General features: G+C 60.7%; 10 protein-coding genes. 2 read left to right on the top strand and 8 right to left on the bottom strand.

Features of this window, described 5'->3' with window-relative positions:
• Positions 1–26 precede the first annotated feature (26 nt).
• Positions 27–1304 carry an adenosylmethionine--8-amino-7-oxononanoate transaminase gene (locus HK26_RS04100; protein WP_086638735.1) on the top strand — a complete coding sequence of 426 codons (1278 nt, stop codon included), beginning with the start codon at positions 27–29 and terminating at the stop codon, positions 1302–1304.
• 90 nt (positions 1305–1394) lie between these two features.
• Here HK26_RS04100 and HK26_RS04095 read toward each other — a convergent pair whose 3' ends face one another.
• The 6 genes from HK26_RS04095 to HK26_RS04070 form a co-directional block, all read right to left on the bottom strand.
• Entirely contained in the window at positions 1395–1856 is a 462-nt protein-coding gene (locus tag HK26_RS04095; protein WP_086638574.1) for a molybdenum cofactor biosynthesis protein MoaE, read from the bottom strand.
• 7 nt (positions 1857–1863) lie between these two features.
• The gene (gene moaD / locus HK26_RS04090; RefSeq protein ID WP_086638573.1) at positions 1864–2127 is read right to left on the bottom strand and encodes a molybdopterin converting factor subunit 1; all 264 of its coding nucleotides are present in this window, start codon (positions 2125–2127) and stop codon (positions 1864–1866) included.
• A gap of 79 nt (positions 2128–2206) precedes the next feature.
• Positions 2207–2740: a hypothetical protein gene (locus tag HK26_RS04085; protein WP_086638572.1), complete on the bottom strand. Its 534-nt coding sequence runs from the start codon at positions 2738–2740 to the stop codon at positions 2207–2209.
• Positions 2741–2879: 139 nt separating this feature from the next.
• The gene (gene pgsA / locus HK26_RS04080; RefSeq protein WP_086638571.1) at positions 2880–3449 is read right to left on the bottom strand and encodes a CDP-diacylglycerol--glycerol-3-phosphate 3-phosphatidyltransferase; all 570 of its coding nucleotides are present in this window, start codon (positions 3447–3449) and stop codon (positions 2880–2882) included.
• Positions 3450–3573: 124 nt separating this feature from the next.
• Positions 3574–5439 carry an excinuclease ABC subunit UvrC gene (gene uvrC / locus HK26_RS04075; protein ID WP_257640858.1) on the bottom strand — a complete coding sequence of 622 codons (1866 nt, stop codon included), beginning with the start codon at positions 5437–5439 and terminating at the stop codon, positions 3574–3576.
• A gap of 295 nt (positions 5440–5734) precedes the next feature.
• Positions 5735–6817, bottom strand: a complete 1083-nt coding sequence (locus HK26_RS04070) for a dipeptidase (protein ID WP_086638734.1) — start codon at positions 6815–6817, stop codon at positions 5735–5737.
• 116 nt (positions 6818–6933) lie between these two features.
• On the opposite strand from HK26_RS04070, the gene HK26_RS04065 reads away from it, so the two are divergent.
• Positions 6934–7734, top strand: coding sequence for an exodeoxyribonuclease III (locus tag HK26_RS04065; protein ID WP_086638569.1), 801 nt, complete (start codon positions 6934–6936; stop codon positions 7732–7734).
• A gap of 21 nt (positions 7735–7755) precedes the next feature.
• Here the strand turns inward: HK26_RS04065 and HK26_RS04060 are convergent, their stop codons facing one another.
• Positions 7756–11967 carry a translocation/assembly module TamB domain-containing protein gene (locus tag HK26_RS04060; RefSeq protein WP_086638568.1) on the bottom strand — a complete coding sequence of 1404 codons (4212 nt, stop codon included), beginning with the start codon at positions 11965–11967 and terminating at the stop codon, positions 7756–7758.
• Positions 11967–13904, bottom strand: coding sequence for an autotransporter assembly complex protein TamA (locus HK26_RS04055; RefSeq protein WP_374188212.1), 1938 nt, complete (start codon positions 13902–13904; stop codon positions 11967–11969). Before HK26_RS04055 ends, HK26_RS04060 begins: the two co-directional genes overlap by 1 nt.
• Between the last annotated feature and the right edge of the window lie 191 nt (positions 13905–14095).

Below are 14095 nucleotides of genomic sequence, written 5' to 3'. Positions count from 1 at the left end.
TCAATCATCTACAGGAACACCACCGCATGCCCGCACCTGCCTCCATGCCCGACTGGTACCAGAAAGGCCTGCCCCATATCTGGCTCCCATATAGCCAGATGCAAAGTGCACCCCCGCCACTGGCAGCACAAAGCACACAGGGGAGCCACCTGACCCTGACAGACGGACGCACACTTGTAGATGGCGTTGCCGCATGGTGGACAGCCTGCCACGGTTATAACCACCCCCATATCCGACAGGCCGTTGCACGCCAGCTTGAGGTGATGCCGCATGTCATGTTTGGCGGCATGGTGCATGAGCCCGCCCTGCGCCTTGCCAGCCGTTTGTGCGCCCTGCTGCCCGGAGATTTGGAGCGCGTCTTTTTTACAGATTCGGGTTCGGTTGCGGTGGAAGTCGCCATGAAAATGGCTATCCAGTACCGACTGAACAAAGGGGAACGCCAGCGTACCAAAATGCTGGCTTTCCATGGTGGCTACCATGGGGACACGCTGGCCACCATGGCCATTTGCGACCCTGAAGAAGGCATGCACCACCTGTACGGCCCTGCGCTGACAGAGCATGTCATTGCCCCGCTGCCGGTAGATGTCGCGAGCACGCAGGCGTTTTTGTCCCTGCTTGCCAGCCATGCCCATGAACTGGCAGGCATTATCATGGAGCCACTGGTGCAGGGGGCGGGGGGAATGCTCTTCCATACCCCCGAGGTCCTGCGCACGGTCCGCGCCGCAGCCGACCGCTATGATACCTTGCTCATTCTGGATGAAATTTTTACGGGTTTTGGCCGCACAGGGACCATGTTCGCCTGCGAGCAGGCTGGCATTACGCCGGACATCATCACCCTGTCCAAAGCCCTGACCGGGGGCACCATGGCCCTTGCCGCCACAATTGCGCGCAAACACGTCTTTGACGCTTTTTTGTCCGACAACCCCGAGCACGCACTCATGCATGGGCCAACCTTTATGGCCAACCCACTGGCCTGCGCCTGCGCCAATGCATCGCTCGACCTGTTTGAGGCAGAACCAAGACTGGAGCAGGTGGCTACAATCAGTGCACGCATGAGTACGTGGCTGGAGCCATGCCGGTCCCTGCCGGGTGTGCGTGATGTACGGACATTGGGCGCCATTGGCGTTGTGGAACTGGACCGCATTGCCAACCCCGATGCGCTCCGCCAGCAACTGGTAGCCCATGGCGCATGGATACGGCCTTTCCGCAATATTGTGTATCTGACCCCCGCCTTCACCATAAGCGAGCACGATCTGGCCTTTTTGTGCCGTACAATCCACACCGTGCTGGGCAATCAGGCTTAATCTGGCTGCACGCTTCATGCGGCGCGCTACATAAGACAGGGGTTTTAGGCGGGGGCACCTGCCTTTATAGGGCGTGCGTGGGCAACAGACCTATGGGGTACGGGTCAACCACGCACGTGCTGCTTCCTCATCCGTTTCACGCGCATCAACCCAGATGGCGCGGCCATCTTCATACTCTTCACGCTTCCAGAACGGTGCGCCAGTTTTAAGCCTGTCGATAAGGAAGGTGGTTGCTGTCAGGGCAGCACCCCTATGTGCTGCGGCGGCCCCGACAAATACAATGCCTGCACCGATCTCCAGCCGCCCGATACGATGAATAACGGTGCAGCCGGTGAGTTCAAAACGAACAAGGGCCTCCTGCGCCAGAGCCTGCAAGCTGGCCTCGGTCATGCCCGGGTAGTGCTCCAAGGTCATCGCCCGAAGGCCCTGCCCGCCACGGACCTGCCCCACAAACACCCCAACACCACCTGTATGGGGAGACAGGGTACTCAGGCGTTCAGTCTGCTGCCCCACGTCAAAAGGGGCGGCCTGTACACGGACATGGACTGGCATAACCCGCTCACCCCCCCGTCATGGGAGGGAAGAAAGCCACTTCGTCCCCCGGTTTGACCATATGTTCAAAGGTGCTGAGCGTCTGGTTGACCGCAACACGCAACCGGGGCTGTTCGGCCAGCGCCTGCGCTATGGCGGGGTTTGCCCCTTCAATCTGCGCACGTAGAGCCCTAACGGACAAACCGCCCGGAGCAATGCTCACGCTCAGGCTCTCCTGACCGATCTGCTCGCGCAATGCTGCAAAAAACAAGACTGTGACCTGCTCTGCCATAATCGCCCCATCACCCCCGACTTAACGCGCCCCTTATGGAGCCTGCCTTATAGAATACGCCCTATGGTTCTGTCGCATGTTAATGCGATGGCAGAGGCCGGCGGTTGGGGGTGCCTATGGTGCTGAGCGAGCCATCCGCATTGACCAGCGTTGTGGTGCCATCACCATTGGGAATTTCAATGGGTGCGGCAGCAAGCTTGCCGCCCCCTGTGGGCAGGGTGCTGGCGTGGCCCGGTTCTGGCGCGCCATACAGGCCGTTGCCCACAACGCCTTTGTGAATGTTCGCGCGCTCGCCAATACTCATTTCCTGCCCATCGGGGAGTTGCGGCCCTGTGGGGGGGAGTTGCGCATCTGCTGGTTTGCCAGCGCGGCCTCTGGCCACATCTTCCAGCGTTGGTAGCGGGTCGGGCGGGCCGGGCCATATGTTGCCACCTTGGGGCAATATGGGCACCTCCCTGACAGCCTGCCCCTGTACGCGCCGCATGTTCAGGTCCGCACCAGTTGGAGCGTTGGGGTTTTCTCCGGGGAAGGTGTGTGTGTCGGACAGGACTTTCTCAAAGCCTGCGCATCCGCTCATCAGCACGCACACTCCAAGAAGAGCGGCTTTTCTCATACCCAGACTCCGCATTACGCCACAGGTGCTGCAAGCCCAGCCATGACGCTGGCCCCATGCCCCACCACCAGTATGGGTACGCCCATAGCACGGAGGAACCGGTCAGTCGCGCAGGGTATGCGGCTCAAGGCAGATGTGGCTAAAGATCGACGTGCTGCAAACCCTTGCTCAGGTAGTCCCACCCGGTAATGATTGTCAGCACGCCTGCAATCCAGAGCAGCACAGCCCCGATCAGGGCAACGGGCAACCAGCCAATACCCAGCAGAGCACTTGTACCATCCCCTGCCAGCAAAAAGCCGATGGCAGTCATCTGGAACCCGGTTTTCCACTTTGCCAGTCGGGTTACGGGCAGGCTTGCACGCCGCTCGGCCAGATACTCGCGCATGCCCGACACCAGAATTTCCCGGCACAGGATGATAATGGCGGGCCATAAACTCTGGTACGGAAGGCGCACAAAGCCCGCCAGCACCATAAGGCAGGCCCCGACCAGCAGCTTGTCGGCTATGGAGTCAAACATACGCCCGAAGTCGGATAGCTGGTGGCGTGAACGCGCCAGCTTGCCATCAAAATAATCGGTAATACCTGCCAGTATGAACAAAAAACACGCAAGCGCGTCTGTTTGCGGCGTTCCCCATGCGGCAAATCCAACCACAATGGGAATAGCCACAATGCGCGAAAGGGTCAGGACGTTGGGCAGGTCTGTTAACATTGCCACGCATTCTAGCGCATTTCCCGCCAGACTGAAATGGTTTGACCTATCGCAAAGTCGTCACTGGCGCACAATTCCGCTGCAGGGCTGCCATCCATCTGCAACACACAAAAAATGGCGGCACTCAGTCAGCCGTCCAGTCGGGATGAAAATGCCCATAAACCGCCCGTGCAATCTCGCGGCTTACGCCCGGTGCAGCCTCCAGCGCCTCCAGCCCGGCCTGCTTGACTGCGCGGGCTGAACCAAACGTATTGAGCAGCATTTTTTTGCGTGCTGGCCCAATACCGGGAATATCATCCAGCTCAGACGTAACCAGTGCCTTGGAGCGGCCTGAACGGTGGGTGGTAATGGCAAAACGGTGTGCCTCATCACGCAGCCTTTGCAGGTAATACAGAACCGGATCACGCGGTTCGAGCTGAAAAGGCTCCCTGTGGTCGGTATGGAACCACTCCCGCCCTGCGTCCCGGTCTGGCCCTTTGGCAATCCCCACAAGTTTGACGCCGGTGACACCCAGATCATCCAGAACCGCGCGCACGGCGGAATACTGCCCTGCCCCACCATCAATCAGCAGTACATCGGGCCAGTTGGAGGTATCCCCCTCCTCTGCCTCGCGCAGGGCGCGGCCAAAGCGACGCTCCAGCACCTCACGCATCATGGCAAAGTCATCCCCCGGCGTAATGGGGCCTTTAATGCGGAATTTACGGTATGCCTTGCGGTTAAAACCCTCTGGTCCGCCCACAATCATGACCCCGTAGGCGTGAGCACCCTGAATGTGGCTGTTATCGTAAACTTCTATCCGCTCGGGTGGGAGGTCCAGGCCCAACACATCTGCAACACCCTGGAGCAGCCTGGCCTGTCCTGCCGTTTCGGCCAGCCTGCGGTTGAGCGCATCGCGCGCATTGCTTACGGCGTGGTCCACCACCTGCTTTTTCTCCCCCCGCTGGGGGTTGAGAATTTCCACCTTTCTGCCCCGCCTGAGCGTAAGCGCTTCGGCCATCAACGGGCTTTCGGTCAGGGCATGGTTCACCAGAATCTGGGCAGGACAGGGTTTGTCGTCATAAAACTGGGCAATAAACGCACCCAGAATATCCCCCGGCGTCTCATCCTGCGCATGAGCGGGAAAAAACGAGCGGCTGCCATTGTTACGCCCGCCACGCACAAAAAAGACCTGAATGCAGGTCTGCCCCGCCTCCTGCCACAGGCCAAACACATCTGCCTCGGGCAAAGAGGCCGGGTTGATCACACTGGACTCCTGCATTTGCGCCAGTGCGCGAATACGGTCACGCAGGACAGCCGCACGCTCAAAATCCAGCGCCTCGGACGCCCGGTTCATATCGGCCCCCAATGTCTCCCGCAGGGCCGAATCCTTGCCTGAGAGAAAATCCCGCGCCTGTTCAACCAGTTGCCCGTAGTCCTGCTGGCTTATACGCTCCACACAGGGGGCGGAGCAGCGTTTGATCTGGAACAGAAGGCACGGGCGCGTACGGCTGTTAAAAACGGAGTCCGCGCACGAGCGGAGCAAAAACACGCGCTGGATCAGGTTAAGCGTCTGGTTAACCGCCCATGCGGAGGCAAAAGGCCCCCACAGGCTGGCTCCTTTGATCGCCTTGCCACGGTGCTTGGCAATCTGGGGGAAGGCCTGCCCATCGGTCAGCATCAGCCACGGGTAGCTCTTGTCATCACGTAGCAGAATATTGAAGCGGGGCTTCATCCGCTTGATGTAGTTGGCCTCCAGCAGCAGGGCCTCGGCCTCTGTGTGGGTGGTCACGATTTCCATGGAAGCCGTTTCCGACACCATGCGGCGCAGGCGCTCGGGCAGGCGGGCGACCTGCGTGTAGGATGTCACCCGCTTTTTGAGCGAGAGCGCCTTGCCGACGTAGAGCACCTCCCCCTTGCTGCCGAGCATACGGTAAACACCGGGGGCAAAAGGCATTGTGCGCAGGGCAAAGCGTATGACCTCCACCCCCTTGAGCGGCGCATCCAAGGGCATGCCGGGCTGTGCGGGCGTGTTATCCTGTGTCGAATTTTGTGCAGTCATCTGGCGCTCTGTGGGGGGCGATCAATTTCATCCACCGTTTTTGTGGATAACTCTGTGGACGATGGGGGGCCGAAAGGGTGCAAACCGCAGATTTTCAGCCCTTCCAACGGATTGCATAGTTTTTAATCAAACAACCCAGGCCCTTGATTTAAAAGGGTTTTACTCTTTAGCACTCTAAACCCATCTTTGCTTTTTCGAACTCTTTGTTAAAAATAGGGCGTGTCAAGAGGAATAGTGGACAAAATTTTCAGTCCGCGACATGGGCTGCAATCTCGCTTTGTTCTGCAACCTGCTCCGCCTTTTGCAGAAGCCGCAAAAAGTTTTCTCCCCAAAAGGCTGCAATCTCGCTTCTGTCATACCCCCGGCGGAGCAGCTCGGCCGTAATGTTCGCCCCCTGCGTGGCATCCTGCCAGTCCTCCAGAGCGCCACCGCCATCAAAGTCGGAGGATATGCCCACGTAAGCAGGCCCCAGCCTGCGCACAACGTAGTCTATGTGGTCCACAAGGTCGGCCACCCCGGCTGAGCGCCTACCCTCCTCGGGTTTTGGTTTGAGGAATGCGGGCATGGCGGTAATCTGGATCAACCCGCCGCTGGCCCCCAGCGCGTCCAGCTGCTCATCATCCAGATTACGCGGATGGTCGCACAATGTGCGCACGCAGGAATGACTGGCGACAATTGGCGTGGCGGATGCGGCAACCGCCTGCAACATGGTCTGTTTGGATGCGTGGGACACATCCACCAGCAGGCCCAGCCGGTTCATCCTTTGCACCGCCTCCCGCCCAAGGGCGGAAAGGCCACCGTGTTTTTGTGGCGTATCCCCAAGGCTGGGGCGATGGATGGCTGCATCGGCCAGCGCATTATGGCCGTTATGGGTCAGCGTGACATACCGCGCCCCGCGCTGTGCAAACGCGTCCAGCATGGCCGGGTCATCCCCCATGCCATAGCCATTTTCCACTGCGGGAATAACTGCAATCACGCCCTTTGCATGGGCTGCACGTATATCGGCAACGCGCGAACACACGGCCGCTGTTACCCCGTTATGCGTACCCTGCATGGTGTTAATGGCGTCCAGCATGGCCAGACACTCCTGCTGGACCTGTGCATGCGCCTGCGCCGTAACCGCCCCCTGTGCGGTATAAGCCACAAAGCAGCCGGCAGACATGCCGCCGCGCTGCATTTTGGGCATATCCACCTTGCGTAGGGGCGTATCTTCAAACGCATCGGCCCTGTCGGGCCATGGAATGTCAATATGGCTATCCAGCGTCAGGAGAGCACGGTGCAGGTCTATGGCAGCCTGCGGTGGGGCGGGCGGGGTGCGTTGGGTATCCATTCTTTTAATATCATGGGGGCGGCGCAGAAAATTGCAAGACTCCTCCCCCGTTTCCATCAGGGAAGTGGGCCCTCTTTTTACTTGCCCTGCCCGGTGCAATACGCCATGCCCTGCGCATGCGACTTGTGACATGGAACATCAATTCCCTCCGCCTGCGTCTGCCACTGCTGGAAAAGCTGTGTGCCACCGTGCAGCCAGACGTTGTCTGCCTGCAGGAAACAAAGGTGCCTGATGCGCTTTTTCCGCAAGACGGCGTGCGTGCGCTCGGTTTTGAGCACCTGCACTACAAGGGGATGAAGGGCTATAACGGCGTGGCCATTCTATCCCGCCTGCCACTCACACCTGCCGTGAATACCCCGGTCTGGTATGGGCAGGAAGATTGCCGCCATGTGGCCGCCACCATTCATGCTCCGGGGGGGGATATAGCCGTGCATGATTTTTACGTCCCCGCCGGAGGGGACGAGCCAGACCCTGCCATCAACCCCAAATTTGCCCACAAACTTGCCTTTGTGGAAGAAGTGACCACGTGGTTTGCCGGGCAGAAACCCGCGCGAACGGTGCTGGTCGGGGACTTTAACATCGCACCTCTTGAGCATGATGTGTGGAACCACAAACAACTGCTCAAGATTGTCAGCCACACACCACCAGAGACCGAGCGCCTGAACCGCTGGCAGCAGACCGGCTTTGTGGACGCCATGCGCCATTTTGTGCCGCCTGCGGACAAGCTTTATACGTGGTGGTCTTACCGTAACCGGGACTGGCGCAAGTCCAACCGGGGCCGCAGGCTGGACCACATATGGGTCACCCCCGACCTGGTGCCTGACCTTGCCAGCATGTCCGTGCTGGAAGATATGCGGGACTGGCCCTCCCCCTCCGACCATGTGCCCGTGGTCATGGACATAGGCCAGCAGGACTGAGCACACTCTGGCAGCGAAGAGCTAGTAGCGATACTGCCAGACAAGCCCGACACTGCTCCCCGGATCATTTTCCGGCGTGGTAAAGCCGGTCACAGAGCCACCCGTGCCCACTGTTGTGTTGAGTTTGAGGTGGCTGGTCAGGTCAACCTGAACCTGCGCTTGCGTGCCGGAGCCCGAGGTGGCCTGCTTGGCCCCCACATAAACCCCTTTCATGACATACTTGCCCGCTTCCACACTGGTGCCCCCATTACCGACCCCCGAGCCGCCCCCTACGGCCAGCCTGTCCAGATGCAGGGTTTTGCGTAAGGTGCCCATTGGGTCAAAGGAGGTTAGGCCTGTCAGGGTCGCCAGAGCCGCACCGACCTCCACCATCTGGGTGGAGGACAGGGAGCGCGCATCGGTACCAAACAGCAGCATGGCCAGAACCTGATCCTGCGGCAGCGCGGGAATGGAATCAAAACTGATCTTGGGGGCACTGGCATACCCCCCGACCTTGAGCATGGCCGTCTGCCCGTCCACTGCACGGTCGGCCTCAAAATCCAGTGTTGGATCAAGCTTGTGCCCAACACCCGAGCCATTAAAGCCCACCCGCCCCTTGGTGAAGTTGAGCGAAATACCCGCCAGATCAAAGTTCCCGCGCTTGAGGTCAAACCCACCCATAACCACAGGGGCCTGTGTGGTCCCTGTTACATTCAGCCGGCCTGCCATTTCCGCATCAAGCCCATGCCCACGCACAAAAAATTTGCCGGGGGAGACCAGACGGAGGTCCAGTCCGATAACAGACTGATGCGCACTGGCGGCCTTTGCCTCCTCCGCGCGTTGTTTTTCCTCCCCCGGTCGAATAACATCAAGACGCGCGACAGAAGCCGGGAGCGAATTGGGAATGTTGATTTCCACCCGCCGCAAGTCAATGCCGCCAGTTACGTCCATGCGGGTCTGCACCTGCCCACGCACGGCTATGTCGGCATTGAGCACGGCAGTCAGCAGGTCGCTGGTCACGGGGCGTGCATCCTTGGCCACCACGTGCAGGTCAATGGGCATGCCGGGCATGGCCACCCCCACAAACCCGGCCACACCGAGTGTGCCTGCCCCGGCCTTGGCGCTCAGGTTCTGGATAACAATCCGGTCCTGCGCGCCCACCACACGACCGTTGATCGCGCTGATGTGCAAACCCTGAGCAAAATCCTGAAAATCCGCATCGATCAGGTCTATCCCACCGGTAACGGCTGGGGCCGCAGGCGTACCTTTGATCTGCACGAGCATCCGCACCTGCCCCTGCGCCTGCCGTGCCTGCGCGCCGAGCACACCATTGGCAATGCTCAGGTCAAGGTGACCATTGCTGCGCAGGTCCAGTGCTCCGGTACGGGAGAGGGGGGCACTGCCGCGCAGTTGTAGCCCCAGCCTTTCCCCTGCTGACGCATCCACCTGCACCTGCGCGCGGGTATGGGCCAGATTGGCTGTGGCAGCCACCTGCAATGGCGGAACAGACGCCACGGCGGAACTGTCGGCCATACGCAGGTTGTTACCATTGATCTGCACCCGGCCTTCAGGATTATCCAGCGTGCCAGAGAGTTTGGCAGCCAGCGACACAACCCCCGTGGCGTGCAGGTCTGGCATAAACGGGTGCGCCAGCGCCGGTGTTACGTTACGGATATCAGCCGTAACCGACAGGCTTGGCTTCAGCCGCCCTGCCACATCCAGCGTAGCAGGCTGGCTGCCCGGTGTGCTCAGCACGGCGCGCAGCCGGTCCATGCCCAGCGTATCCCCAAACGAAAACAGCACAGGTGCCTGCAAACGCAAGGTTTCCTGCTTTGCCGTGACTGTCAGCTTCTGGAGTCTGAGCTGTTTGTCCGGCAGGTTCAGGACAGCCTGCGTATTCAGCATCAGGGGGCTGCCCGACCAGCTTGCAGGCCCTACCTGCGCGTTCAGCACCATAGCTGTATCCGGCCCTTTGGCACTCAGGAGCGCCTGCCCGCCAACCCCGGCGACCGAAAGACCACCAAGGCGCAGGCTCAGGTCTGGCGTGGGGTGGGCCGCAGGGTCTGTAATCGTGCCCGCCAGCGCAATTGACCCCACCCGGAGCTGTGGCGTTGCCACATTGCCCTTAAGCTGGAGTGCCACAACGGGTTTGTCCGCCGCCGTACTGGTCTTGACCGATGCCGCCAGCGCGCCGCTCAAACTCTGGCCGATCAGGGGGCCGTACTCCGCCAGCTTGCCAATTGTCAGGTCAAGGCTCCCCTGCGGCACGACCTCCCCGGAGGCCAGCACCAGTGCGCCCTGCCCTTTTGTGCTGTTCCACAGCAGTTTTTGCAGGTCGAGCCGCCGCGTCCCGTCAGCGGTCTGCCCAAAGGCCACATTCAGTTGTGCTGGCGCCCGGTCCAGCGTGCCCTCCAGCGCCAGTGTGCCCTGCGGCGTAGCGGGCAGGCGCATGACGGACGCATCCAGCGCCAGAGCACCCTTGGGCATTGTGGCCGTACCCAGATTGGTCTTTGCCGCCAGAGTTGCCACAAAATCCTGCAACGGCCCTTTGAGAGCCAGCACTATATTGGCATCACCACGCAGGGTCGGTGCGAGTTTTTCCAGCGCGGGCAGACCAATACTGGCGTTAAAATCCATACTCCGGCCTGTTTGCAGGCTGCCACTGGCCTTGGCATCCAGCGCCTGCCCGGTCAGGGACAGGGAGGACAGGTCAAGCTGCTGCCCTGCGGCCATGCCACCCTGCGCTGGTAGCGGATGCAGGCTTGCATCAACCGCCAAATGGCCATCTGCTCCAAGCAGCCCCGCAGCCTGCGCCTGCCCCCCTGTAATGGCCAGCGTACCGGTGGCGGAAAGCTGCGTTTTATCCAACGGGTTAAGCGGGCGCTCAAACCGGGCGCTCATATCCGCGTGACCGCGCAGGGCAACACCTGCTGCCTCGCCCAGAGGCAACAGGTCCGGCACGCTGAGCGTGAGTGTCCCCTTTTGTGGAGAAGCTGCCTGCACAGCACCGGAAAGGGCGAGGACGGGGTGATGGAGCGTAAAGGTTACCGGCAAGCCCCGCTCGGTGGGGCGGGCCAGTGCATCCAGCTCCAGTGGAGCGCCAGCCAGCACCGTGGGGGCTTTGCCCGGCAGGCGTAGCCCCGCAGCACTCAGGCTCAGGTGGAGTTGCTCGGCCAGTGCAGCAGCACCTCCGCCCTCTCCCGTAAAATGCAGCTTGAGAGCGCCAACCTGCACGCCAGAGGCTGCAAGCTGGTCCACATCCAGCTGCGCACTGCCGTGGGGGGCCGCCATTTTGCCGTTCAGATTCGCCATAAGGTGCACGGACTGCCAGCCCACATCCGGCGTAAGGCTGAGTTGTGGCGCCTGAGCAGAGACTTCCAGCGCAGCCATCTGCTGCCCCAGCAGGTCCAGCGTGCCATGTGCATGCGCATTTATGGCACCGGCTGATGCATCAAACCCCAAAGTGGACGCTGTAACAGGCCCCTGCATGTCCAGCTTGAGCGCAATGGGGGCCAGTTGCGGTATGCCCAGTTGGGTTGCGGCAAAACCACCCGCCCCTTCATCCGCACTCAGGTGGAGGGAGAGCTTACCCCCACCCGTTGCCGTGGCAAGGCTGACCTGCCCCGCAACACCCAGCCGCGTGACCTGAAGGGCGATGTCCGAATAAGGGAGTTGGGGCAGGCTCAGGCCATTGATCAATGGATCAATATTGGCAAGCCTGCCATGGCCACTGACCTTAAAACTCGCAGCCTGTCCGGCAAGGGGGGCGCCCACGTCAATGCGCCCGATTTCCAGCTTGCGCAGGTCCACCCCCAACCGCAGGGCCGACGGGGCGGAGGCAGTCTGCTGCACAGGTTGTGGCGTGGTGTCGGACACAGGCAGGCGCGGAATATCCAACTCCGATGCCGTAAAGGCGTAAATACGCGCCTGACGCCACAGCATGGCCATGGGGGACCAGTCCAGCCGCACGTTATGCAGTGTCAGCCAGACCCCCTGCCTGTCGCGGATGGCAAGGGTTGCAACCCGCAGATTATCAGGGAAACGACCAGACAGGCCGGTGAGTGTGACCATCCCCCCGGTCTGGAGCGCTGTCTGGCGAACCAGCAAACGCCGCCCCGGCCCCGTGTTGGCCCCTACCAGAAGTACGGCCAGCACCAGCACGCACATCCCCACCAGTGCACCCACAGCCAGAAGGGCCAGACGTAGGGCGCGCCGCCAGAACGGGCGGGGTGGCACTGGCGTTGTGTCTGGCATCAGAATGTTTCCCCCAGCCCTATGTACAGGTCCCACGCATCCCCACGTGGGGCACGGTTTAATGGCACTGCCACATCCAGCCGGATCGGCCCGATGGGCGTGTAATACCGCACCCCGCCACCCGCACCCACGCGCAGGGTGCCAGTAAAGGGCATGCTGCTGTTACCCACCTGCCCGGCATCCGCAAAGGCAGCCATGCCAAAACTTTTGAACAGGCGCTGCCGGTATTCCACCGTTCCTGCATCCAGCGACGTGCCGCCAATGGCGTATTTGGTATTGCCATACTGCGGCCCTACCCCCTGCCAGCGGTAACCACGCACGGTCGCGCTCCCCCCCGCGTACATGCGCTGGTCAGGGGGAATGTCCCATGTGCTCGCCCCCTGAATACTGCCAATAGTCCCGCGAAAAGCCAGAATACTGCGCCCCGGCGGGCTTATGCCCAGCTTGTGCAGGTCCACATAGGTGGAGGCTGTGGCGTTCATGATCGCAAAAAAGGACTCACCCGCTCCCTTGCTGCCCAGAGAGAGCGAGGGCGTGATGTTGATGCTGGCCCGCACACCATGCGTTGCAGGCTCTATGGGGTTGCCCACACCTGTGTTGTCATACATGCCCGAAAGCGGGGCAGACAGAATGGTGTAGCTGCGGCTTTCATCAAACTGTTCTATGCGCTCCTGCTCGGCGGCCAGACCAAAGTTGCCGGTCCAGTTCTTAGCCAATGGGCGGGTAATGCCCCCGCGCAGCAGCAGTGCTGTCTGCCGGTAAGACCAGAACAACTGCCGCAATCCCTCGATCCGGGCATTGAGGTTCTGTTTGGATTCCAGAAAATCCGGTTTGAAAAAATCGGCATATACATCGTAGCCCAGCCCCTGCTGGGCAGAGCCGCCCAGACCGGTAATCAGGGCCGTCAGACGCAGGCGTTCAGCATTGCCCAGCAGGTTATAGTGGGTCCACATGGCGCCTACGCGTGCGCCAAGGTCCGTGGAATAGCCAAGTTCCGCCCCAATGGCGTGCCGCTTGCCCTCCTGAAAAGAAAAGTCCAGCGGCATGGTGCCATTGACCGCCTTGTCCGATGCATCCCTGACTGTAACATTGGAGAAAACACCCAGCGATGTCAGGTCCTGCCGGGCGGCCTCAATACTGGATGGCTGGTAGAGTTCGCCCTCATGCACCGTCAGCCGCCTGCGTACGAACGAAGCGTTCATCCGTTTGAGCCCGTCCAGACTGATCTTGCCAATATCAAGCACGGGGCCGGGTACCACGGGGTAGACAATATCCAGCGTTCTGGTAGCCGGGCGCAGGTACGCCATGGGTTTGTCCACCTGTGCCAGCGCATGCCCGCTCTCGCGCAGCGCATCCAGCAGGCGGCCACCAGCCGCCAGCACATCTGCCGCCACGGCGGGCTGGCCGGTATGCAGGCCAAACGCCTTTGTCTGCGCATCACTCAGATGGGGGGCAACGCCCGTGGCACTTTCCACCAGTTTGACCGACCCGAGATGAAAAAGCGGGCCTTTGTCCACCTTGATGCTGATATCCACTTTTTCGTTCGCGGGGATACTCTCTATCCACGAGGCCAGAGCCGTGGACATGCCATCCATGGTCACGCCCTGTTTGGCGCTGCGGAGCTGAATATGCACCTTGCCTGCGTAATATCCGCAGCTTTCCAGCGCCACCTGCAGGCGGTCGTATTCGCTCCGTACACGCCCGGCCAGCGCAAAGGGGCCAACAGCACGGGTAGATTGCAGGCTCAGCAGGTCGGAGGAGGCCTTGAGCGCCGTATCAAGGTCACTCTGCCCTGTGGGGGCAAGGCTGGTGACATAAGGCTGCGGGTCCGCCGCATGCACACCATATGTCAGCGCGCCCCACAGTGCGGCCCCCGCCAGAAGGCGATTCGCCACCCCGGTAAACCTGCCCAGAATATTACGGTTGTAAACGGCCACTATTCCCAGTCTGTTCCATTGCTGAATAAAACACTGCGTGGCCCGTTGCCCAGACCCGATTTTGATACGCACGCCCTGCCTATAACCCTACCATGACAAAATTTGGGTCTGTCTGCCAAAAAAACCTTCGCACACGATGGATTGTCCCCTTACCCCTCTTCGCGGTAAGAGAGCCCATGTTTATGTGTTTC

This window comes from Acetobacter okinawensis (assembly GCF_002153655.1).
Lineage (GTDB): Bacteria > Pseudomonadota > Alphaproteobacteria > Acetobacterales > Acetobacteraceae > Acetobacter > Acetobacter okinawensis_A.
The sequence above is the reverse complement of the archived record's forward strand: the minus strand, read 5'-3'. Positions and strand labels throughout refer to the sequence as shown.